Here is a 20,219-nt window from a genome sequence, read left to right as displayed (position 1 = left end):
TTTTTTCATAAATCTTTTTGATTGTGGCTCAGTGTATAACTAACTCAGCCAAATAATGTCAGGTAATTCTAGCGTTTTAATTGTTCTCTCCACGCTTCCAAGGTAATGTATTTATTCTCTATCACATCTAGGACATCAATAGTACCATTTGTACTCAAGACACGAAACCAATAAACTGTTGAATTATGGTCTGGCTCATCCTCAAAGATTCTAATTTTGTAGTAAGGATCATCAGCAGTAGGAGAACCATAAACGATCGCCGCAACTTTTATACTACCCTTAGAGAGTCGTTCAATTTCTTTTGCTTTGCGTTGCACTTGCGGCAGCTTCCAAACTAAGTTAAGGGCAGTTTTCTCATCAATCTGTTTAATAGCCTGAGAAATTGCCTCATTGGTATATTTTTCTAACTTAGGGAACAGTTGGGAAGAATTTAGCTCCATCTGCTCATGATCTCTAGGAATTTGAGTAAGGTCTGAGTGACCTGTTACTCCTATTAGCAAAGAAGCCATAAGAGGATACCAAATTAATCTTGTCATGAAGCTATTCCTAAACGTTATCTTTTTCTCGGTTAGCCTGCAAAAGGTGTACTGCGTAACATATCTAAAATAGATTTTTAGTATGTTGGCAACGGAGAAACTTTAGTTTAGCAGATTAAACTTGATCCCGCTAATAGTTAACAGGGGAATACATAAGGACAGCTGATGAATTTGGGCACTACGGTATGCGGATCAGTTGTCAGTTGTCAGTTGTCAGTTGTCAGTGGTTTTTGATTCTGTGTAGCATATTTGTGGCGATCGCTCAACAGTATTTTTAAGATTCCAACTGATTATTTACATGTAAATTTGGTATCTTTTCAATATCTTTGATGTTACTAAACTTTTACGCATTTAATTTATACATTTACCTGATGACTTATGACTGATAACTGTTAACCGTCAACAGTCAACATTTAACGACCATCAAGTTAATTATTACTGAAATTTTATATTGGCAAAAAGAACATTTTGCTTAATGGAATGCGATCGCCTCTTGAATGAAAATATACAACAGATTGCAACTTGGTAAGTCCAGATTATCAGGGCACAACATTGTTGTGCCCCTACTTCATTTACCTGAAAAATGCTGTAATATACAGTCGTTGTGAATAATAAAGTGCAAAAATCAGTCTTTGAACTCCAACGTTGTACCTTTAAACCTCAACGTTTTAGCTTTGAACCTCGACGTTTCAGCTTTAAACCTCGACGTTGCACCTTTTAACTTCAACGTTTTAGCTTTGAACCTCAACGTTTCAACTTTGAACCTCGACGTTTTAGCTTTGAACCTCAACGTTGCACCTTTAAACTCCAACGATGAGCCTTTGAACTCCAACGATGAGCCTTTGAACTCCAACAATGAGCCTTTAAACTTCAACGAGCAAGTATATTTTACCGTTTCTGAATTTACAGGCTTAAGCGTGTAGTAGAATTTGCTCAACCCTGTAAAATTACACATGCCTTTAGACTTCTCCGGTCAAAATCTGCGAGGACGCAACTTCAAAGGTAGAAAAGACCTTGCGGGTGCAAACTTTAGCTATGCCGACATCCGAGGGGCAAACTTTAGCGGTGTGAACCTGACAGACGCAAACTTCAGTTATGCCAAAGCTGGACTACAACGCCGTTGGGTAATTGGTTTAGTTCTTGTCATACTCTTATTGTCGGGACTGTCAGGATTTCTCTGGGCTTTCAATGGTTACGTCGTGTCGCTGATATTTAGCTTATCCAGTGAGAACAAGATTGTAGGCTGGGTTGCTTTAATCATATTGATTGCTTTTTTCTTTATCACAATTCGTCAAGGAATAATAGCTGGTTTAGGATTTGTAGCCTTTACTGGAGCCGGAGCTGTAGCTTTACCCTTCGCTGGAGCTTTTGTCTTTACTCGAACCTTTGCCTTTGCCGGAGCCTTTGCCTTTGCCGGAGCCGTAGCTTTCGCCTTTGCTATAACCGTAGCCGTAGCTGGAGTCGGAGCCGTAGCTGTCGCTGGAGCCGTAGCTGTCGCTGGAACTAGAACTGTAGCTGTCTCTGGAGCCATAGCTTTCGTCTTTGCTTTTACCGTAGCTGGAGCTTTTACCATAGCCATAGCTGCAGCCTTTGCCGTAGCTGGAGCCATAGCTGGAATGTTATTTAGTACCTACATCAGCTGGCGAGCTATGAAAGGAGATCAAAAACACTCCTTGGTTCGTAATATCGTGATCGCTTTTGCTGCAACAGGAGGTACAAGTTTTCGTGGCGCTGATTTAACCAATGCTAATTTCACCCAAGCTACACTCAAAAGTACAGATTTCCGAAACACTATCCTTATATGTAGCTGTTGGCATCAAGCCAAAATGCTTGACCGTGTTCGTCCTGGTTTGACTTATCTTAAGAACTCACAAGTACGTCAATTACTAGTTACAGGACAGGGACAGAACAAAAACTTTGACCGTGAAAACCTGCGGGGTATCAACTTACAAAAAGCTAACCTAGCAGATGCCAGCTTTATTGGTGCTGACCTCAGTGAAGCAAATTTGCAAGATGCCGATTTATCCAGAGCCAAACTCAAACAAACCCAACTAGACGCAACTGATTTGACAGGCGCAACCCTCACAGGTGCATTCATTGAAGATTGGGGCATTACCAGTGAAACTAAATTGCATGGGGTGAGGTGTGAGTATGTCTTCATGCGCTTACCCACCAAAGAAGACCCCGACCCCCTCCGCAAACCTGATAATAAACAAGAGGTATTTGCAGACGGCGATTTTGCCGAGTTTATCCAGCCAATTTTTGACACCCTCGACCTTTACCACAATCAAGGCGTTGACCCCCGCGCTGTTGCGATCGCTTTCAAAAACCTTGCCGAAAAACATCCCGAAGCTCAGTTAGAAATCGTGGCAATGGAGAAACGCGGCGAAGATAAAATCTTAATCAGAGCCAAAACTGCCGTAGGTAGTGATAAATCTCAACTGAGTGCAGAATATTTTGATGATTATAATCAACTCAAAGTTTTATCGCAGAGACAGCAATTATTGCTTGTAGAAAGAAGCGATCGCATTCGTAATTTAGAAAATATGATTACAACTGCACTCCAGCAGCCAAAATTTTATACACAAGGAGATACTAACGTGTCTGATATCAGCGGCATCAATATTCAAGGTAGCAGTAATGTCAGCGGTATCGCTGGGAATAGTTCTGTTGCTAATCTGGGAACCATCAGCGGTAATGTGAGTATTGCCCTCAATCAATTACCTGATGCACCAGAACCAGATAAACCAGGAATTAAAGAATTGTTATCGCAGTTGCAGCAAGAAATCACACAGTCTTCATATTTGCCAGAAGAAGAGAAAGCTGAAGCATTAGAACAGGTGAAAGCTTTAGCGCAAGCAGGTCAAGATCCTCAAGAATCAACCAAGCAAAAGACTGCAAAAACAGCAATAACCATGTTGAAAGGGCTATTTACAGGCTTACCTGCTGTTGCTTCATTAGTTGAATCGGCTAACAAATTATTGCCTGCGATCGCCAAATTATTCGGTTTGGGATAACTTATTGTGAGGCGGAATTTTCTTTTTGATTGAATAATGCGATCGCTACTTTTAGCTTAATTTACCAAAATCCCCACACCGCAAAGAGGCGGCGCAGGGATTAATCAGGTAGTTGAAGATTAAATTGATAGCTTCTAGGCAGTAAATCTCAGCAACTAAGATTAATTTTTTCACACACTGTAGAAGCTACAAATGCCTAAATTAATGGTTCTTTTGGTATTCTAAATTGCAACTTCTTCGCGTTTACAATCAAAAACAACCATGAAAGAAGCATTAGGCTTCATTTGCATAAGGTGCTGCATGTAACCATCTGCATCGGAACGGCTACGGAAACGAGCAACGATTTCGCGTTGTGCATCAGGAAGTAAACGAGCGATCGCCCAAGAATTAAGACGCTCTTTGTAAGCGACGGCTTGAGTTTCGGAATTAGCAGCTTGGTAATCAGTATTTTGTGGCATGATTATGTTATCCGTATTAACTTTTTCGAAGGGCGTTACTTAGTCTCTTGGCGGGGATGTACTAACGCCTTTTTTTTATGATGCTGCCACCTTGTTATTCGATTATTAATGGATTGTCAATACTTAGTGCTACATTTGAGACAAACGAAGTTACAATTTGCAGTTTGCTACAAACTTCAAAGCCTTAAGTAGCAAATAAAAAAGTATAAACAAACCCTAATCTAAAACTATGGCAAGTATCTTGTCTTAACTATTTGTATCAACAGATGCAAGTAAAGCTAGTAACAGTAGTTAAAGAGTTATAGCTGTCTTAAAAGATACAAAAAAAAATTGGATTTCAAATAAAAACTAACATATTTCCTTATGGTTAATCAGTGCGTAGGTGCAAAGAGAAGTCCAATGATTGGCTTTTAACTGAGTGGCAGAGCCGCTTGTAGCCAGACATTGCACTGTTAATTTACTTCTCAATACGCTCATGTTTTTTGATATCCGGATAATTCCTGAAGCCAATTAATACTATCATCTTTGTTAAGATATTTTAATACAATTATTTTCTTAGCTTTTGAAAATCTTTTTAAGATTGCTATTAAGCATAGTTCAATAATATAGGCATCAGTTTTTATTATCAAAAACCCAAAATTAACATTAATTTAGCAAAAAATAGTAAATATAAAAATTATTGATGAGGTAATTGCAAAAGATGACTGGAATATTGAATCTTTGCATGAGCGTGAAGAAAAATTGATAGCTTGGGCACAACAGGAATGGAAGTAAACTAGCTTTGCCTTTATGTTTAGCGATCGCCCCACCATCCCCCAATAACTTAGATAAAATCATTACGGTGCTAGTTAACATTCCCTAAGCCTGATGAAAAGCGATCGCTCCCCTTCCCAACCCTCCCTTCAACGTCCTGAACTCCTTGCACCAGCAGGTAATTGGGAATGTGCCAAAGCCGCTGTAGAAAATGGGGCAGATGCGATTTACTTTGGTTTGGATAGGTTCAACGCCAGAATGCGGGCGCAAAATTTTACTGAGTCGGATTTACCTCAATTGATGCAATTTCTGCATCATCGGGGCGTAAAAGGCTATGTCACTGTCAATACATTAATTTTCCCAAAAGAATTACCAGAGGCACAGCGATATCTCCGCACAATTATTGCAGCGGGTGTGGATGCGGTGATTGTTCAGGATGTAGGTATATGTCGTCTTATACGTCACTTGTCGCCCGATTTCCCGATTCATGCTTCAACCCAGATGACCATCACCAGTGCGGCTGGGGTGGAATTTGCTAAGTCTCTAGGCTGTCAGTTGGTAGTACTTGCCCGTGAATGTTCTCTTCAGGAAATTAATAAAATTCACCAGCAGATTGCCCAACAGAATACTTTGCTACCCTTAGAGGTTTTTGTTCACGGTGCCTTGTGCGTAGCGTATTCCGGTCAGTGTTTGACAAGTGAAGCTTTAGGCGGACGTTCGGCGAATCGAGGCGAATGTGCCCAAGCTTGCCGGATGCCCTATGATTTAATTGCTGATGGAGAAGTTGTGGATTTAGGGGAACGCAAATACTTACTTAGTCCTCAAGACTTAGCAGGTTTAGAAGTACTGCCAGATTTGGTCAAGTCAGGAGTAACTTCTCTTAAAATTGAAGGTCGTTTGAAAACTCCAGAATATGTTGCCAATGTCACCCGTGTTTATCGACAAGCTTTGGATCGGGTGATGGAGGAATTAGAAAGACCTAACCCCCTAACCCCCTTCCCTACAAGAGAAGGGGGAATAAAAGCTGTTTCGGGGAGAGGTCAAACAGATCCAGAACGCTACAACCTAGAGATGGCATTCTCTCGCGGACTCTACACAGGTTGGTTTGACGGAATTAATAATCAGGAACTAGTTCACGCCCGCTTTGGTAAAAAGCGCGGGGTTTATCTGGGTGAAGTCACTCGTATTCGCAACGAGGAGGTGACACTCAAATTAGAAGCGCCAGTCAAACCAGGAGACGGAATTGTGTTTGACTGTGGTCATCCAGAGGGTAAGGAAGAAGGCGGTCGAATTTATGGGGTGGTACAGAAAGGTAAGGAAACTGTACTAAATTTTGGCCGGGGCGACCTAAACTTTCGTCGGGTACATGTAGGCGATAAGGTTTGGAAAACCAGCGACCCAGAACTCGATAAACAACTGCGTCAGAGTTTTGTCGGCGAGAACCCCCAATTTCAACGTCCTATTCATTTAGAAGTTCACGGGGAAGTTGGTCAGCCATTAATTGCGATCGCCCGCGATGAGCTTGGTAATATTGTCCAGATAGAATCTGCTATTTTTTTGGTAGAAGCACACACCAAACCCCTAACCACCGAACGTTTACAATCACAGTTAGGTCGTCTTGGTAATACTCCGTTTTGTTTAGGTTCCCTAACAAACCACCTGATTGGTGCTGCGATGTTGCCTGTAAGTGAGTTGAACCGAATGCGGCGGGAAATAGTCATGCAGTTAGAGGAGTTGCGGATTCAACCCAAACGCTGGCAATTGCATTCTGATGTTTCTTTTCAAGATTTACTTCCCTCTTCATCTCCATCATCTACCCTATCCCCTTCACTTATAGTTCTGGTACGAAACCTCAAGCAACTCCAAGCTGCCCTTAAAGCTGGTATTGAAACACTTTATTGTGAATTTGAAGACCCCCGCGCTTACAAAGAAGCAGTGCAGGTAGTACGTCAACGAAATCAAAACTCCACCATTTGGGTTGCACCACCCCGCATTACCAAACCTGGGGAAAACTGGATTTTGCAACAAGTACGCGCTTGTGAGGCAGATGGCTATCTGGTACGGAATTATGATCAACTACAATTTTTTAGGGCAGACCGTTGTATTGGGGATTTTTCACTCAACGTTACCAACCCCTTAACAGCAGATTACTTTCACCAACACTTCGGTTTGGAACGGTTAACAGCATCCTACGACTTGAACATCATCCAACTTGAAGACTTGCTTACCAGTTGTCCTCCCCAGTGGTTTGAAGCGACAATCCACCAACATATACCAATGTTTCACATGGAGCATTGTGTTTTTTGTGCTTTCCTCTCTGAGGGGACAGACTACACTAACTGTGGACGACCCTGTGACAAACATGAAGTGAAGTTGAAAGACCGCGTGGGTAGTGAACACGCCCTCAAAGCAGATGTCGGTTGTCGTAATACTGTATTTAACGGTACTGCCCAAACTGGAGCCGAGTACGTACAGCGTTTGATAGAACTAGGATTGCGTCACTTCCGCATCGAATTTGTGAATGAAACACCAGAGCAAGTGAGCAAAACAATACATTTCTACCGTCAACTGCTACAAGGTGAAATTACAGGTTCCCAACTCTGGCGAGAGTTGAAACTGCAAAATCAATTAGGGGTGACTCGTGGCCCTATGGAAGTGTCTGCAATCCGGTCATAATTACTATCTCTAAAAAGCAGTGTTGATTTCAAGTTTAAGTGATTGCACTGCGCTAAAAACTGTATATTGATCTATGTCAAGGAGCAGAAAAACGAGTTGTGTAATTAATTCTGTTTCATACCGTTTATTTGTGAAGCTGCGCCAAACTTTCTTAAACTCTTAATCTTGGCGTACTTGGTAAAGCAGTCCGGTCTTGGGGGTTTCCACGCCACTTGCTACAAGTCGGGGAACCCGACGACAGTCGCTTCAAGTCGGCAAAGCCGCCCACAGCGCTGTCTCCCCAACGCAGTGGCTCCCCATGAGAGACTGCTGTTAGTGTAGCGGTAGCGAGCTTGCGTTCGCTTTTAGCGTCTCGTAGAGAGCGTCACCCGTAGGGCGGTTCGTTTTTGATTTCTTATCTAAGTCTGAGATAATTGGGCGCATCTTCATACAGAATTGGTATCAACTACGAATTACGAATTACGAATTACGAATTACGAATTACAAAATGAATATTGATGAAAAACCCAAATTTACAATATTAGAAATTCAAGACCTTAATGTTAATTATAGCGGTATTCAAGCTCTCAAAACAATTAATTTAACGATTCAAAAAGGTGAGGTAGTTACTTTAATTGGTGCAAATGGTGCTGGTAAAACTACCACACTAAGAGCTATATCTAAAATAGTTAATCCTAAGAGTGGTGAAATTATTTATAATGGGCATAATATTACTCGCCGCCCAACCCATGAAACAGTAAAAATTGGTATCGCTCACTGTCCAGAAGGACGCAGAGTGTTAGCGAAGCAAACAGTTTTTGATAACTTACTTTTAGGTGCTTATATTCGTTCCAATAAAGCAGAAATAAAAGCAGATATTCAGCACCAGTTTGAACTATTTCCGCGCCTGGCACAACGACGTAATCAACTAGCAGGAACTCTTAGTGGTGGAGAACAACAAATGCTAGCGATCGCTCGTGCTTTAATGAGTAGACCAAAACTATTGCTTTTAGATGAACCTAGCTTGGGTTTAGCACCTGCGATCGTTTTAGAAATTTTCTCGATTATTGAAAATCTGCGTGCTACTGGCGTTACTATTCTGTTAGTTGAACAAAATGCGAATCTAGCTCTACAAATTGCCGATCGCGGATATGTCCTAGAAGCTGGTTCTATAACTTTAACAGGCGTAGCATCGGCATTAATTAGTGATGAGCGAGTCAAAAAAGCTTATTTAGGATAATTAATTAAATGAAGACTTGAGAGGTAACAATAGATGATAAAATCACCAGCTAAATCCCTGACTTTGGAGGAGTTTTTACAACTACCAGAAACAAAGCCAAGCTTAGAATATATCAGTGGAGAAATTATTCAAAAACCAATGCCGCAAGGAAAGCATAGTATTCTTCAAGGTAAGCTAGTTAGTAACATTAATACTTTGACAAAGCCAAATAAAATTGCTCATGCTTTTCCAGAATTGCGGTGTACATTTGGCAGACATTCGATTGTGCCAGATGTAACCGTGTTTGCTCGAATTCCTTTAGACGAACGTGGAGATGTAGCAAACGTTTTTCAGACTTATCCAGACTGGACAATAGAAATTCTTTCACCAGATCAAAATCAAACGAAAGTCACCGGAAATAGTTTGCACTGTCTCAAATATGGTAGTAGTCTCGGATAGCTAATTGATCCAGAAGAGCGCTCAGTTTTAGTCTATCCGCAAAAACAGCAACCGGAGCTTCTAAAAGAGGAACAGGAAGTATTACCAGTTCCTGATTTAGTCAATAGACCTCTTGTACGAATATTTAAACACTGAAATGTAGAACTTGATTTAGCGTTCTCCTTTGCGTCTTTGCGCCTTTGCGCGAGCTTTTAAAGATAGGTTAAAATTATAGGAGTCTATCCGCATGGGTTTTAAACTTGAAAGCGTTATTCCTTGGGGACGTTCGATGGAGGAATACGTGAAGATGTTTGATTTAACTCCTGAAGAACTCAAATTAAATATACTCGATTGTGCTAGTGGCCCTGCTAGTTTTAATGCAGAAATGACACTTCAAGGATACAAAGTTATTTCTTGTGATCCGGTTTATCAATTTACAGCAAATGAAATTAACAAACGGATTCAAGATACTTATGAAACAGTAATTCAAGGTGTTAAAGCCAATCAAGAACATTACATTTGGCAAACTATCCAATCACCGGAACAAATGGGCGTAATTCGCATGGCAGCAATGCGTCACTTTTTAGCAGATTTTTCTATAGGAATCATAGAAAAACGCTATGTACAATATGAATTACCTGTATTACCGTTTGCCAAAAATCAGTTTGATTTAGCTTTGTGTTCCCACTTATTATTTACTTATTCTGATCATCTTTCACAAGAATTTCATTTAGCATCAATCTTGGAAATGTGCCGAGTTGCCAAGGAAGTACGCATTTTTCCACTATTAAATATATCCGGCGAAACATCGCCTTGGCTAAAGCCAGTGATGAATGAACTACAAAAACGAGGATATTCAGTAGAAATTAAACAAGTAGCTTACGAATTTCAGAAAAATGGTAATCAAATTTTGCGTATAATCTAAATATTACTACTAGAATTTATCCATATTTTTAAAATTATTACAATCTATGACAATAATTATCATATATTTGGATTTGCAGCCCACTTTTTGGGGTTTATCTTTGTGTAGTTGCGAATTTTGTTCGCCTGAATATAACAACCCATGAGTCAAATAGTCTGGATCGCAAGACACGCCAACCGTCTCGACTTTGTAAACCCCGATTGGTTTCTCACCGCAGAACGACGCTACGATCCACCATTGTCTGATGACGGCATCATCCAAGCACAGCATTTAGCTAAGCGCCTGCAAAAAGAACGAATTGCCCATATTTTCGCTTCTCCTTTTCTACGAACAGTGCAAACAGCCAATGCAGTCGCGCAAGTGCTAGATTTGCCTATTAAATTGGAAACAGGCTTGAGTGAATGGCTAAACCCGGCTTGGATGACAGATGAACCAGAAAGACTTTCACTTTTGGCACTAGCAGAATTATTCCCCAGAATTGATACTAGCTACACATCACGTATCGCTGCTAAATATCCTGAAACTCACGAAAAAGTGCGGGAACGTTCTGGACAAACTGCTAGATGCTTATCCACCGAGTTCTTTCCCCACGATATTCTACTTGTAGGACATGGTGCTTCCGTATTGGGGGGAGCAATGGGGTTAGTGGGGGAAATTGCCAAAACAGAAGTTAAGGCTTCCCTTTGTTCTTTAGTAAAAGTCGTGCGTCAAGACCCAGAATGGTTGCTAGAACTCAAAGGTGACACTTCCCATTTAACTCATATAGAGCAAGTAATTCGATTTAACTAAATTCTAACTAACTGTAACTGGTATAGCAGGGAACAGGGAGCAGGGAACATAAAGATATGAGGTGTATTGAATTTTTTCAAAAATCAAATAGGAGTCATCTATGACTTTATTATTAGCAGGAGACACTGGCGGCACGAAAACTATTTTACGTTTGGTTGAAACCTCAGACTCACCAGGGTTACATACTATTTGTGAAGAAGTTTATCACAGTGGTGACTTTCCTGATTTAGTACCGATGGTGCAGCAGTTTTTGCTCAAAGCTAACACGCCGACACCACAAAAAGCTTGTTTTGCGATCGCAGGGCCAGTGGTCAATAATACTGCCAAGTTAACTAATTTGGCCTGGTTTTTGGATACCCAACGCTTAGAACAGGAATTAGGCATCGCCTCTATTTCTTTAATCAATGACTTTGCTGCTGTTGGCTATGGCATTTTTGGTTTAAATAAACAAGACTTACTAACTTTGCAAGTTGGCAAACCCAAACCTGATGCCCCTATTGCCATTATCGGTGCTGGTACTGGCTTAGGGCAAGGATTTTTAATGAAGCAGGGAAACCAGCATCAAGTTTTTCCCTCCGAAGGTGGACACGCTGATTTTGCCCCCCGTACCGAGTTAGAGTTTCAACTATTAAAATATCTGTTGGATAAACATGATATCCAACGTGTTTCTGTAGAACGAGTAGTTTCTGGATTGGGAATTGTCGCAATTTACCAATTTCTACGCGATCGCAAAATAGCCACCGAATCACCAGAAATTGCCCAAATTATCAGAACTTGGGAACAAGAAGCGGGACAGCAAGAAAAAAGTGTTGATCCTGGTGCTGCTATTGGTAAAGCTGCATTGCAAAAAAGCGATCGCCTTTCAGAACAAACTTTGCAATTATTTATAGATGCCTACGGCGCAGAAGCTGGAAATCTTGCCCTCAAACTTCTACCTTATGGCGGCTTATACGTTGCCGGTGGCATTGCACCTAAAATACTTCCCTTAATCCAAAATAGCAATTTCCTGCTAAATTTTACCCAAAAAGGTAGGATGCGTCCCATCCTAGAAGAAATACCGGTGTATATTATTCTCAACCCACAAGTGGGGCTAATAGGTGCTGCTTTATGCGCTGCTAGGTTATAACAGCTAGCATCATCAGTAATAATTGCACCTAGAAAGGCAAAAAATATGACAAGAATAAGTCTGTTGCCACTCATCGCCGCCACTTTGATCTGCGGCGGTTCTGTCCTAGTTGAAGCCAAGCAACCCAAGCGTCAGGTTTCGGTCGTCAAACCCGCGTCTGCTCAACCACTACAGCCTCAATGGAAGTTATACACTGCCCCCGACGGACGCTTTACAATTTTGATGCCGGGAAGTCCCCAAACAAATACTCAATCCCAAAAAACTTACATGGGGGAAATCAACTTAGAAACATTTATCGCTCAACCACCAAAGCAGCAAGTAGCATACATAGTTGCTTACAACGACTTTCCTTATAGCTACGGTCAAATGGCCAATCCCCAACTAATACTAAATAATGCACGGGATATGGCTTTAAAGACTACAAAAAGTAATTTAATTAGTCAGCGGAGCATTCGTAGTTCTAATGGGCATCCAGGGAAAGAAATTGTCTATATCAATTCTGGAGGCAAAATTACTAAAAACAGAATGTATGTTGCTGAGGGACGCTTATATCAAGTAATGGCTATAACTACTAAAAAGCAGCAGAAAACATTATCTAAAACCATTACGGGATATTTAAATTCTTTTCATGTAGTTTTGAAGAAATAACTTACACGCCTTGGATTTCAATCCAAGGCTAATACTCAATTAATTTAAAATTGCCGACTAATATCTTATGTGAATAAAGGTGCGATCGCACAACTAAACTCAGGTAATATAGGTGAACTCAATTCATCATCATTGAACAAGGTAGCAACCAACTTTAAAATACCTTGTTCGCGTCGGTAAACTTCCACCTGTTGCTTGCGCCAATCTATAATCCAATATTCCTTAACACCCCGTGATGAATAAAGCTTAAGTTTTAGTTCTCTATCCCGCTTTTCATTCTCATTACCGGGAGATAGCACCTCTATCACTAGTTCGGGTGCAGCAGTTAAATGCCCAGCCTCATCTAACAACAAAGCTAGTCTCTCATTACTAACCCAGACGACATCGGGAATAACATTATCATTATCGCCAAAAATGATGCCAGGGGCTGTTACAACTTCTCCGAATTTAGTAGTCTGTGACCAGTTATCTAAAGCAGTACTAATTCTGACACAAGCTTTTTGATGCTTCCAATGAGGCGCTCTCGCCACAAACAATTCCCCGTCAATAATTTCATAGCGGTTCCCGTTATCTGGAAACAATTCCAAATCGGCAGTGTTCCAGCGCAGTTTCTCGCTTGTCGGCTGGTTCATAAACTATCTTTGTTATGGTATTTCTCAATTTTAACTTGGGCTAGGGGCTAGGGGAGCAGGGGATAAATAACTCTTGCTTATTGCCTATTCCCTTGTTCACAATTACGAATTACGAATTACGAATTGTTTTCATGCCCCATGCCCCTAACTAAACCACTACTTTTTCTAATATCAACTTAGAACGCTTCACCTGCTCAGGAATAGTCACAGGATAATCTCCAGTGAAGCAAGCAGAACAGAAACTATTGGTGTCTTCGCCTGTTGCTTTTAACATTCCGTCCCAGCTGAGATAAGCGAGGCTGTCTACTTGCAATTGCTTGGCAATTTCTTCTACTGATTTGGTAGCAGCAATTAACTGATCCTGAGAATCGGTATCAATGCCATAAAAACAGGGATGAGTAACTGGGGGAGAAGAAATTCGCATGTGTACCTCTATTGCACCAGCTTCACGCAAGGTTTTGACTAGTTTACGGCTGGTAGTACCCCGGACAATCGAGTCATCAACAATAATTACTCGTTTACCTGATAGCACATCTTTAAGGGGGTTAAGTTTCATGCGAATCCCTGACTCGCGCATAGTTTGGGTTGGTTGAATAAAGGTGCGCCCCACGTAGCGGTTTTTAATCAAGCCTTCAGCGTAAGCGACACCAGAAGCTTGAGAAAATCCAATGGCCGCAGGTATACCAGAATCAGGAACGCCAAAAACAATATCAGCATCCACAAGAGATTCTTGGGCTAGTTGCCGTCCTAACCGCATTCGGTAGCTATATAAGCTCTCGTTATGCATGACGCTATCAGGACGGGCAAAGTAAATCATTTCAAAGATACACAACTTACGCTGCGGTTTTTGACTCCAATGGTAAGAAGCCATACCTTCTTCCGTGATCCAAACTAACTCTCCTGGTTCCACATCTCGCAGGTATTCGGCACCAATGATATCTAAACCACATGTTTCGGAAGCTAAGACGTAGCGGACTGGATTACCAGCTAAAGTGCCAATTACTAGTGGGCGAATACCATTAGGGTCGCGGACACCCATCACGCCATCGGGAGTACCAATAACTAAACTAAAGGCTCCTTGGCAGCGGTGAAACGCTTGAATGCAGCCTTCTAACCACTCTGCACCAGCATTGATTGCTTCTGCGATCGCAAAGGCGATCATTTCTGAGTCTGTTGATGTAACTAAGTTAAATTTACTCTCAAGTAATTCTTCTCGTAGTTGCACAGTATTGACTAAATTGCCATTATGTGCAAGAGCTAATGAACCTAGGCGGCTTTCGACCACAGCAGGTTGGGCATTAGCCTTACGGCTAGAACCGGTAGTGGAATAACGAGTATGACCAACCGCTAGGCTACCAGGTAATTCATCCAAGATAGATTCATTGAAAACCTGAGACACCAAGCCCATGTCTTTGTGCAAGTGTACCTGCGTACCCTCAAAAGTAGCAATGCCAGCTGATTCTTGACCCCGATGCTGGAGGGCGTACAATCCAAAATAAGTTAGTTTAGCAACCTTTTCTCCTGGTGCGTAGAGGCCAAAAACACCACAAGCTTCTTCTGGCTTGTCAGGACGATTATCAGAACTATTCATGGAGTCGTTAGTCTTGTGGGAGTGTGCATCCAAAGTGACGGGATGGATGGGAATCATGCTGGCTTTGCTCCTGGTGGTGGGGTCAAGTCACTGGGATTATGTCTATGGATAGTGGCAGAATTCTTAACAAATCTTTAACCATCTATTAAAACATTAGCGTAATTCTGCTCATCAATGCTAACAATCCAGGGGGAGGGGATGGAAAAATTTAGCTAGGAGTGGTGTTATTAATGGTCAAACGTCTGGCGATCGCATGGAAGTAGCGATCTTTCATATCTTCAATACTAACTTTGATTAAGCTTTGGTTATCAGTGGTTAAAACCCCCAAACCCTGATCGGAATTTTCAACTAAACCTAGTTTTTGCCACTCTTCACTTAGATGTTCCTGTAAATAGGATTCCCAAATTTCTTGTTGGTCTGATGATATAGAAACTAAAATTCTCGCCCCCGCTTCGCCAAATAACACCTCATCGAGTCGTTGTAACTGACTTTCTGCTATTTCTACATTAATTTTGGCACCCAGATTACTAGCAAGACAACACTCTGCCAGGGTAATAACTACTCCCCCCTCAGTACAATCATGGGCCGAATGTATCCACCCCCCACGAATTCCCTCGCGGCAAACTTTCTGTACACGACGTTCTAAGTCAAAATCTACCCGTGGTGGCTTTCCAGCAACAGTGCCGTGGATGGTAGCTAAGTATTCAGATGCTCCTAAACTAATTTTCGATGTTAGTGGCAATCCCAGAAGGTAAATTACATGCCCTTCTTGTTGCCAACCTTGACCACAAATTTTGGTTAAATCGGGAATCAACCCTACCATACCTACAACAGGGGTAGGATAAATCGGTTGTGGGTTGCCTTGAGAATCGAGAGTTTCATTGTATAGAGAGACATTCCCGCCAGTTACTGGTGTTGCCAATTCTCGACATCCCTCTGCTAAACCCCGACAAGCTTCTGCCAATTGCCAATAACCAATGGGTTTTTCGGGACTACCAAAATTGAGGTTATCTGTCACCGCCAGAGGTTCTGCACCCACACAGCTAAGATTACGTGCTGCTTCCGCGACTACTGCCTTAGCTCCCTCATAGGGATCAAGGTAAACATAACGGGGATTGCAGTCTACTGTAGCCGCTACCCCTTTATTGCTTCCTATAGTTGTGGATGATTCTAAAGGACGTAGCCGCACTACAGCAGCATCTGCACCACCTGGTAAAATTACAGTATTATTTTGGACTTGATGGTCATACTGACGGTATACCCAATTTTTAGAAGCGATCGTGGGTGTATCAAGCAAAGTCAATAAAATATCATTCCAGGTTTTTAGATTTTCTGAGATTTCAATGCCAGCGATCGCACAAGCAGGTAAAGAATCAGATTGCCATTCCCAAGCTTGACGCGCATACTCTGGTGGTTCTGTCAATAACTCCCGATGATAAAGTGGGGTATTTTCTGCCAAGGCCTCAGCGGGAATTTCTGCTGCGATTCCACCCTCAAAGAGAATCCGCACAATAGGTTCAGCAATCACTGTCCCTGCCACAACAGCATGAAGTCCCCAACGATGAAAAATGCCGATTAACTCCTGTTCACGTCCTTTGTGAGCAACGAACAGCATCCGTTCTTGAGATTCCGAAAGTAAATATTCGTATGGAACCATTCCCAATTCCCGCACAGGAATCTTATCTAAATCCAGTTCAATCCCCACCCCGCCTTTGGCTGCCATCTCTGATGTCGAACAGGTAATACCTGCTGCTCCCATATCTTGTGCGGCGACAACTGCACCTGTTTTAAATGCTTCCAAACAAGCTTCAATCAATGATTTTTCCAAGAATGGATCGCCTACTTGCACAGCGGGACGATCATCTATTGACTGATCACTCAATTCAGCACTGGCAAAACTCGCCCCTCCCATGCCATCGCGTCCAGTAGTAGAACCGACATACAGCACAGGATTATCTAAACCAGATGCCCCAGACTTGACAATTTCTGAAGTTTCCATTAAACCCAGTGCCATGACGTTCACTAGGGGATTACCAGAATAAGCCGGGTCAAAATAAACTTCACCGCCAACTGTGGGTACTCCTACGCAGTTACCATAGTGACTGATACCAGCCACCACGCCACTAAATAGCCTTTGGGTTTTAGCATCTTCTAGGGAACCAAAGCGCAGAGAGTTTAATAAAGCAATGGGACGCGCACCCATTGTAAAAATATCTCTGAGAATACCTCCTACCCCGGTGGCTGCCCCTTGAAAAGGTTCAACAGCTGAAGGGTGGTTATGAGACTCAATTTTAAACGCCAATTGTAGTTCATCGCCTAAGTCGACAACACCCGCATTTTCACCTGGCCCTACAAGAATATGGGGGCCAGTAGTAGGAAACTGTTTAAGTAGGGGTCGTGAATTTTTATAACAGCAATGCTCTGACCACATCACGCCAAACATTCCTAGTTCAGCTTTATTAGGATGGCGACCTAGCCGCCGAACGATTTCTGCGTATTCTTCTAGCTTCAGACCTTCAGCAGCGATTTCTTGGGGTGAAAACGGATCTCTTGAGGTAGCGGTCATGGAAGTAATGCACCAAGGGGACAGAGGATTATTTTATCGATTTACTTGCGCTGTAGATGCAGTTCTAAAAAATGCAGATAATTTTTTTTATGACTGGCTATGATATTGTTGCCTGTAAATACTGTGTTTTTTTTACCCTAGCAAAACCTCAGAATTTACTCAAAAGTATTTCTTAGCTACAAAATGAAAGTGCATTAATGCTGATTTAAAAAGATATTTATGTGTTTTAAACTACTTTATTCAGCAAAATCATCTAAGTGCATGTACTTTTAGAAATAAATTCCTGGAGTAAATACAGGTTATTGGTAGCAGTCCAGTGATAACAATCACATAGATGGATGATTAAGATCGTCTCTTTTGAATGGTCATATTGGCATAATTACTTGTAACTGAACTCTAGCCGAGTCATTAATAGGGAACACACTAATTGCCGACAGCCCGTCAAAGACTGTCGGCTTTTTATTGGCAGGTAAACTGGCAAATAAAATTTCCCCACAGTTGGTTGGTAACTTAACAAAGAATTTGCCGAAGCCACTACCAACGATGGGGAGGTTATGATCAAATTAGAAATCTTATGGATATTGAAGTGCTAAGACCTTGCATTCACTTTATGAGAACGCAGTAGATGCTTAAAACCAGCATAGACTTTGCATTAAGACATCGCTTGAATGATGTAATCAAAGTAGGGTGCTGCTTCGGTAGCATCTTCCGCACTTAGTAAATCAAGGGAGGCTTTTTTCAGGGAACTGATAGCTTCTACCATCCCAGGCACAGGAACACCCAAAGAATTGTACATTTCCCGTACACCAATTAAACCAATTTTTTCAATTGGCCCTTTATCGCCAGCAAGTACACCATAGGTAATCAGGCGTAAGTACCAGCCAAAGTCACGGATACAGAGAGAACGCTGACGTTCACCATAAGCATTACCACCAGGGGCAATAAAGTCAGGACGCTTTTGCCAAAGCTGTTTAGTTGCTTCTTGAACAATCTTTTTTTCGTTTTCAGCTAAGGTGGCCGCAATCCGCGTCCGTTGTTCGCCGGTTTGCAAAAAGTCTTTGATATTCTTGAGTTCGCCACTACTGGGGTAGCGCAGTTCGTCGTCGGCTTTGAGAATAACTTGGCTAATTACAGTCATGATTATTGCAATCACACGAAATATTATTTGTTAGTTTAACGAGTCTGAGGTACACAAGTGAAGGGGTCAGGGAAAGCAAGGGGAGCAGAGAAGCAGGTACATAGAGGGACAATAAGAATAACTACTGACTATTGACAATCGACCAATGACTAATACAGTTTGGCGACAGGGTGAATTGATTGAAATTGCGATCGCAGATCTTAGCGATACAGGCGATGGTGTAGGTCGTTATGATCAGCGCGCGGTATTTGTCCCAGATACTGTCCCAGGCGATCGCGCTATAGTTCGTTTAGTACATGTCAAGCCTAAATACGCCCACGCTAGACTCCAGCAGCTATTGCAACCATCTCCTCACCGGATTCGACCCAATTGCATCGTGGCTGATAAATGTGGTGGTTGCCAGTGGCAGCATATTAGTTATGACTATCAGCTAGCTGCCAAACAAAATCAAGTTATCCAAGCTTTGCAACGTATTGGCGGTTTCGTCGCACCGCCAGTAGATCCGGTGTTGGCTGCTGCCTCATCTTTGGGCTATCGGAATAAAGCCACCTATCCTTTGGATATTTCTGCCACAGGTCAAGTACAGGCTGGTTACTACCAAAAAGGTAGCCATCAATTAGTTAATCTGAATCAATGCCCAGTCCAAGATCTACGATTAAATACTTTACTTGCCGAAGTTAAGCAAGACATCCAAAAGTGCAGTTGGTCAATTTACGATGAACAGCGTCACCAAGGACAAATCCGCCATCTTGGTTTACGCATTGGACGACGCACAGGCGAAATGTTGTTGACTTTAATAGTCAAGGATTGGAATTTACTAGGAATTGAAAACCAAGCCCAGGAATGGTTACAGCGTTATCCTAAGTTGGTGGGAGTATCGTTGAACCGCAATAGCGATCGCACAAATGCTATCTTTGGATCAGAAACCCGTTGTATTGCTGGAGTTCCTTATCTGCAAGAAAAATTTGCTGGACTAGAATTTCAAGTCCGCCCAGATACATTTTTCCAAGTTTATACAGAAACAGCAGAAGCACTGTTGCAGATAATTCAGTCAGAACTAAATCTCCAAGGTCATGAGTTGTTAGTTGATGCTTATTGTGGTATTGGGACTTTAACTTTGCCTTTAGCCAAACAAGTACGTCAAGCAACAGGATTGGAATTACAACCAGAAGCCGTAGAACAAGCAATTTTGAATGCCCATCACAACAGAATTAATAATGTGACATTCCAAGTAGGGGCAGTAGAGAAATTGCTGCCAAAAATGGGAACAATACCAGATGTGGTATTACTCGATCCACCACGTAAAGGATGCGATCGCGCTGTGATCGAATCTTTAATGGAATCGAAACCTGCACGTATTGTTTATGTCAGTTGTAAAGTAGCCACTCTCGCTCGTGACCTGAAATTGCTGTGTCAAGATGGACTGTACACGATCACACGTATCCAACCTGCTGATTTTTTTCCTCAAACAGCTCATGTGGAAGTTGCCGCCTTTCTTGTGTTATCACAGTTAGACAAGGGTCATGAATCTTTTAAAAAAACTGAAATTTCAAATTTGTAGTCTAGTGCATAGTAAAAATGCTAAAATTGAATTAACCTAAAATACAAATGATTTTGTTAAAAAAATTAAAGTTGCATACACTCTAAAAAACATGAATTAGGATTGTCTAAAGTAAAAACGGGTAATGTAAAGAGCATCCTAATACTCTTTCAAATTTACAGCATCTT

At 41.7% G+C, this 20,219-nt stretch carries 15 protein-coding genes and 1 pseudogene; 10 read left to right on the top strand and 6 right to left on the bottom strand.

Annotated features, from left to right (window positions below):
- Positions 1–68 precede the first annotated feature (68 nt).
- Positions 69–536 (bottom strand): hypothetical protein, encoded by a 468-nt coding sequence (locus tag I8751_RS24360; RefSeq protein ID WP_214441668.1) that lies wholly within the window; start codon positions 534–536, stop codon positions 69–71.
- A gap of 632 nt (positions 537–1,168) precedes the next feature.
- On the opposite strand from I8751_RS24360, the gene I8751_RS24355 reads away from it, so the two are divergent.
- Entirely contained in the window at positions 1,169–1,459 is a 291-nt protein-coding gene (locus tag I8751_RS24355; RefSeq protein WP_214441667.1) for a hypothetical protein, read from the top strand.
- Between the two features lie 30 nt (positions 1,460–1,489).
- Positions 1,490–3,553 carry a pentapeptide repeat-containing protein gene (locus I8751_RS24350; protein WP_214441666.1) on the top strand — a complete coding sequence of 688 codons (2,064 nt, stop codon included), beginning with the start codon at positions 1,490–1,492 and terminating at the stop codon, positions 3,551–3,553.
- A gap of 221 nt (positions 3,554–3,774) precedes the next feature.
- On the opposite strand, the gene I8751_RS24345 is transcribed toward I8751_RS24350, so the two are convergent.
- A complete protein-coding gene (locus I8751_RS24345; RefSeq protein WP_214441665.1) occupies positions 3,775–4,011 on the bottom strand; it encodes a hypothetical protein in 237 nt (78 codons plus the stop codon).
- Between the two features lie 867 nt (positions 4,012–4,878).
- On the opposite strand from I8751_RS24345, the gene I8751_RS24340 reads away from it, so the two are divergent.
- From I8751_RS24340 to I8751_RS24310, 7 genes and pseudogenes are all read left to right on the top strand, one after another.
- Positions 4,879–7,440, top strand: coding sequence for a U32 family peptidase (locus I8751_RS24340; RefSeq protein WP_214441664.1), 2,562 nt, complete (start codon positions 4,879–4,881; stop codon positions 7,438–7,440).
- Positions 7,441–7,927: 487 nt separating this feature from the next.
- Complete coding sequence (locus I8751_RS24335) at positions 7,928–8,659, top strand: ABC transporter ATP-binding protein (RefSeq protein WP_214441663.1); 732 nt, start codon at positions 7,928–7,930, stop codon at positions 8,657–8,659.
- 33 nt (positions 8,660–8,692) lie between these two features.
- Positions 8,693–9,232: pseudogene (locus I8751_RS24330) on the top strand (Uma2 family endonuclease).
- A gap of 91 nt (positions 9,233–9,323) precedes the next feature.
- The gene (locus I8751_RS24325) at positions 9,324–10,001 is read left to right on the top strand and encodes an SAM-dependent methyltransferase (protein WP_214441662.1); all 678 of its coding nucleotides are present in this window, start codon (positions 9,324–9,326) and stop codon (positions 9,999–10,001) included.
- Between the two features lie 141 nt (positions 10,002–10,142).
- Positions 10,143–10,790, top strand: a complete 648-nt coding sequence (locus tag I8751_RS24320; RefSeq protein WP_214441661.1) for a histidine phosphatase family protein — start codon at positions 10,143–10,145, stop codon at positions 10,788–10,790.
- Between the two features lie 100 nt (positions 10,791–10,890).
- The gene (locus I8751_RS24315; protein ID WP_214441660.1) at positions 10,891–11,916 is read left to right on the top strand and encodes a glucokinase; all 1,026 of its coding nucleotides are present in this window, start codon (positions 10,891–10,893) and stop codon (positions 11,914–11,916) included.
- A 45-nt stretch (positions 11,917–11,961) separates the two neighbouring features.
- Complete coding sequence (locus tag I8751_RS24310) at positions 11,962–12,564, top strand: hypothetical protein (protein ID WP_214441659.1); 603 nt, start codon at positions 11,962–11,964, stop codon at positions 12,562–12,564.
- A gap of 65 nt (positions 12,565–12,629) precedes the next feature.
- On the opposite strand, the gene I8751_RS24305 is transcribed toward I8751_RS24310, so the two are convergent.
- The 4 genes from I8751_RS24305 to I8751_RS24290 all read right to left on the bottom strand — a co-directional run bounded on the left by I8751_RS24305 (position 12,630) and on the right by I8751_RS24290 (position 18,491).
- The gene (locus I8751_RS24305) at positions 12,630–13,196 is read right to left on the bottom strand and encodes a Uma2 family endonuclease (protein ID WP_214441658.1); all 567 of its coding nucleotides are present in this window, start codon (positions 13,194–13,196) and stop codon (positions 12,630–12,632) included.
- A 148-nt stretch (positions 13,197–13,344) separates the two neighbouring features.
- Positions 13,345–14,844, bottom strand: a complete 1,500-nt coding sequence (gene purF / locus I8751_RS24300) for an amidophosphoribosyltransferase (RefSeq protein WP_214441657.1) — start codon at positions 14,842–14,844, stop codon at positions 13,345–13,347.
- A gap of 151 nt (positions 14,845–14,995) precedes the next feature.
- A complete protein-coding gene (purL, locus tag I8751_RS24295; protein ID WP_214441656.1) occupies positions 14,996–17,353 on the bottom strand; it encodes a phosphoribosylformylglycinamidine synthase subunit PurL in 2,358 nt (785 codons plus the stop codon).
- Between the two features lie 652 nt (positions 17,354–18,005).
- Positions 18,006–18,491 carry an allophycocyanin subunit alpha-B gene (locus I8751_RS24290; RefSeq protein ID WP_214441655.1) on the bottom strand — a complete coding sequence of 162 codons (486 nt, stop codon included), beginning with the start codon at positions 18,489–18,491 and terminating at the stop codon, positions 18,006–18,008.
- Between the two features lie 145 nt (positions 18,492–18,636).
- Here I8751_RS24290 and rlmD point away from each other — a divergent pair, with 145 nt between their 5' ends.
- Entirely contained in the window at positions 18,637–20,052 is a 1,416-nt protein-coding gene (gene rlmD, locus I8751_RS24285) for a 23S rRNA (uracil(1939)-C(5))-methyltransferase RlmD (protein ID WP_214441654.1), read from the top strand.
- Positions 20,053–20,219: the final 167 nt, after the last annotated feature.

It is taken from the genome of Atlanticothrix silvestris CENA357 (genome assembly GCF_016056295.1).
GTDB lineage: Bacteria > Cyanobacteriota > Cyanobacteriia > Cyanobacteriales > Nostocaceae > Atlanticothrix > Atlanticothrix silvestris.
Note: the sequence above shows the minus strand (reverse complement) of the source record. Positions and strands in the feature narration are given on the sequence as shown.

Excerpts from the sequence above, each read along its gene's own strand:
- I8751_RS24360 (WP_214441668.1), bottom strand. The coding sequence starts at position 536 with ATGACAAGATTAATTTGGTATCCTCTTATGGCTTCTTTGCTAATAGGA.
- I8751_RS24350 (WP_214441666.1), top strand. The coding sequence starts at position 1,490 with ATGCCTTTAGACTTCTCCGGTCAAAATCTGCGAGGACGCAACTTCAAA.
- I8751_RS24345 (WP_214441665.1), bottom strand. The coding sequence starts at position 4,011 with ATGCCACAAAATACTGATTACCAAGCTGCTAATTCCGAAACTCAAGCC.
- I8751_RS24340 (WP_214441664.1), top strand. The coding sequence starts at position 4,879 with ATGAAAAGCGATCGCTCCCCTTCCCAACCCTCCCTTCAACGTCCTGAA.
- I8751_RS24335 (WP_214441663.1), top strand. The coding sequence starts at position 7,928 with ATGAATATTGATGAAAAACCCAAATTTACAATATTAGAAATTCAAGAC.
- I8751_RS24325 (WP_214441662.1), top strand. The coding sequence starts at position 9,324 with ATGGGTTTTAAACTTGAAAGCGTTATTCCTTGGGGACGTTCGATGGAG.
- I8751_RS24320 (WP_214441661.1), top strand. The coding sequence starts at position 10,143 with ATGAGTCAAATAGTCTGGATCGCAAGACACGCCAACCGTCTCGACTTT.
- I8751_RS24315 (WP_214441660.1), top strand. The coding sequence starts at position 10,891 with ATGACTTTATTATTAGCAGGAGACACTGGCGGCACGAAAACTATTTTA.
- I8751_RS24310 (WP_214441659.1), top strand. The coding sequence starts at position 11,962 with ATGACAAGAATAAGTCTGTTGCCACTCATCGCCGCCACTTTGATCTGC.
- I8751_RS24305 (WP_214441658.1), bottom strand. The coding sequence starts at position 13,196 with ATGAACCAGCCGACAAGCGAGAAACTGCGCTGGAACACTGCCGATTTG.
- purF (WP_214441657.1), bottom strand. The coding sequence starts at position 14,844 with ATGATTCCCATCCATCCCGTCACTTTGGATGCACACTCCCACAAGACT.
- purL (WP_214441656.1), bottom strand. The coding sequence starts at position 17,353 with ATGACCGCTACCTCAAGAGATCCGTTTTCACCCCAAGAAATCGCTGCT.
- I8751_RS24290 (WP_214441655.1), bottom strand. The coding sequence starts at position 18,491 with ATGACTGTAATTAGCCAAGTTATTCTCAAAGCCGACGACGAACTGCGC.
- rlmD (WP_214441654.1), top strand. The coding sequence starts at position 18,637 with ATGACTAATACAGTTTGGCGACAGGGTGAATTGATTGAAATTGCGATC.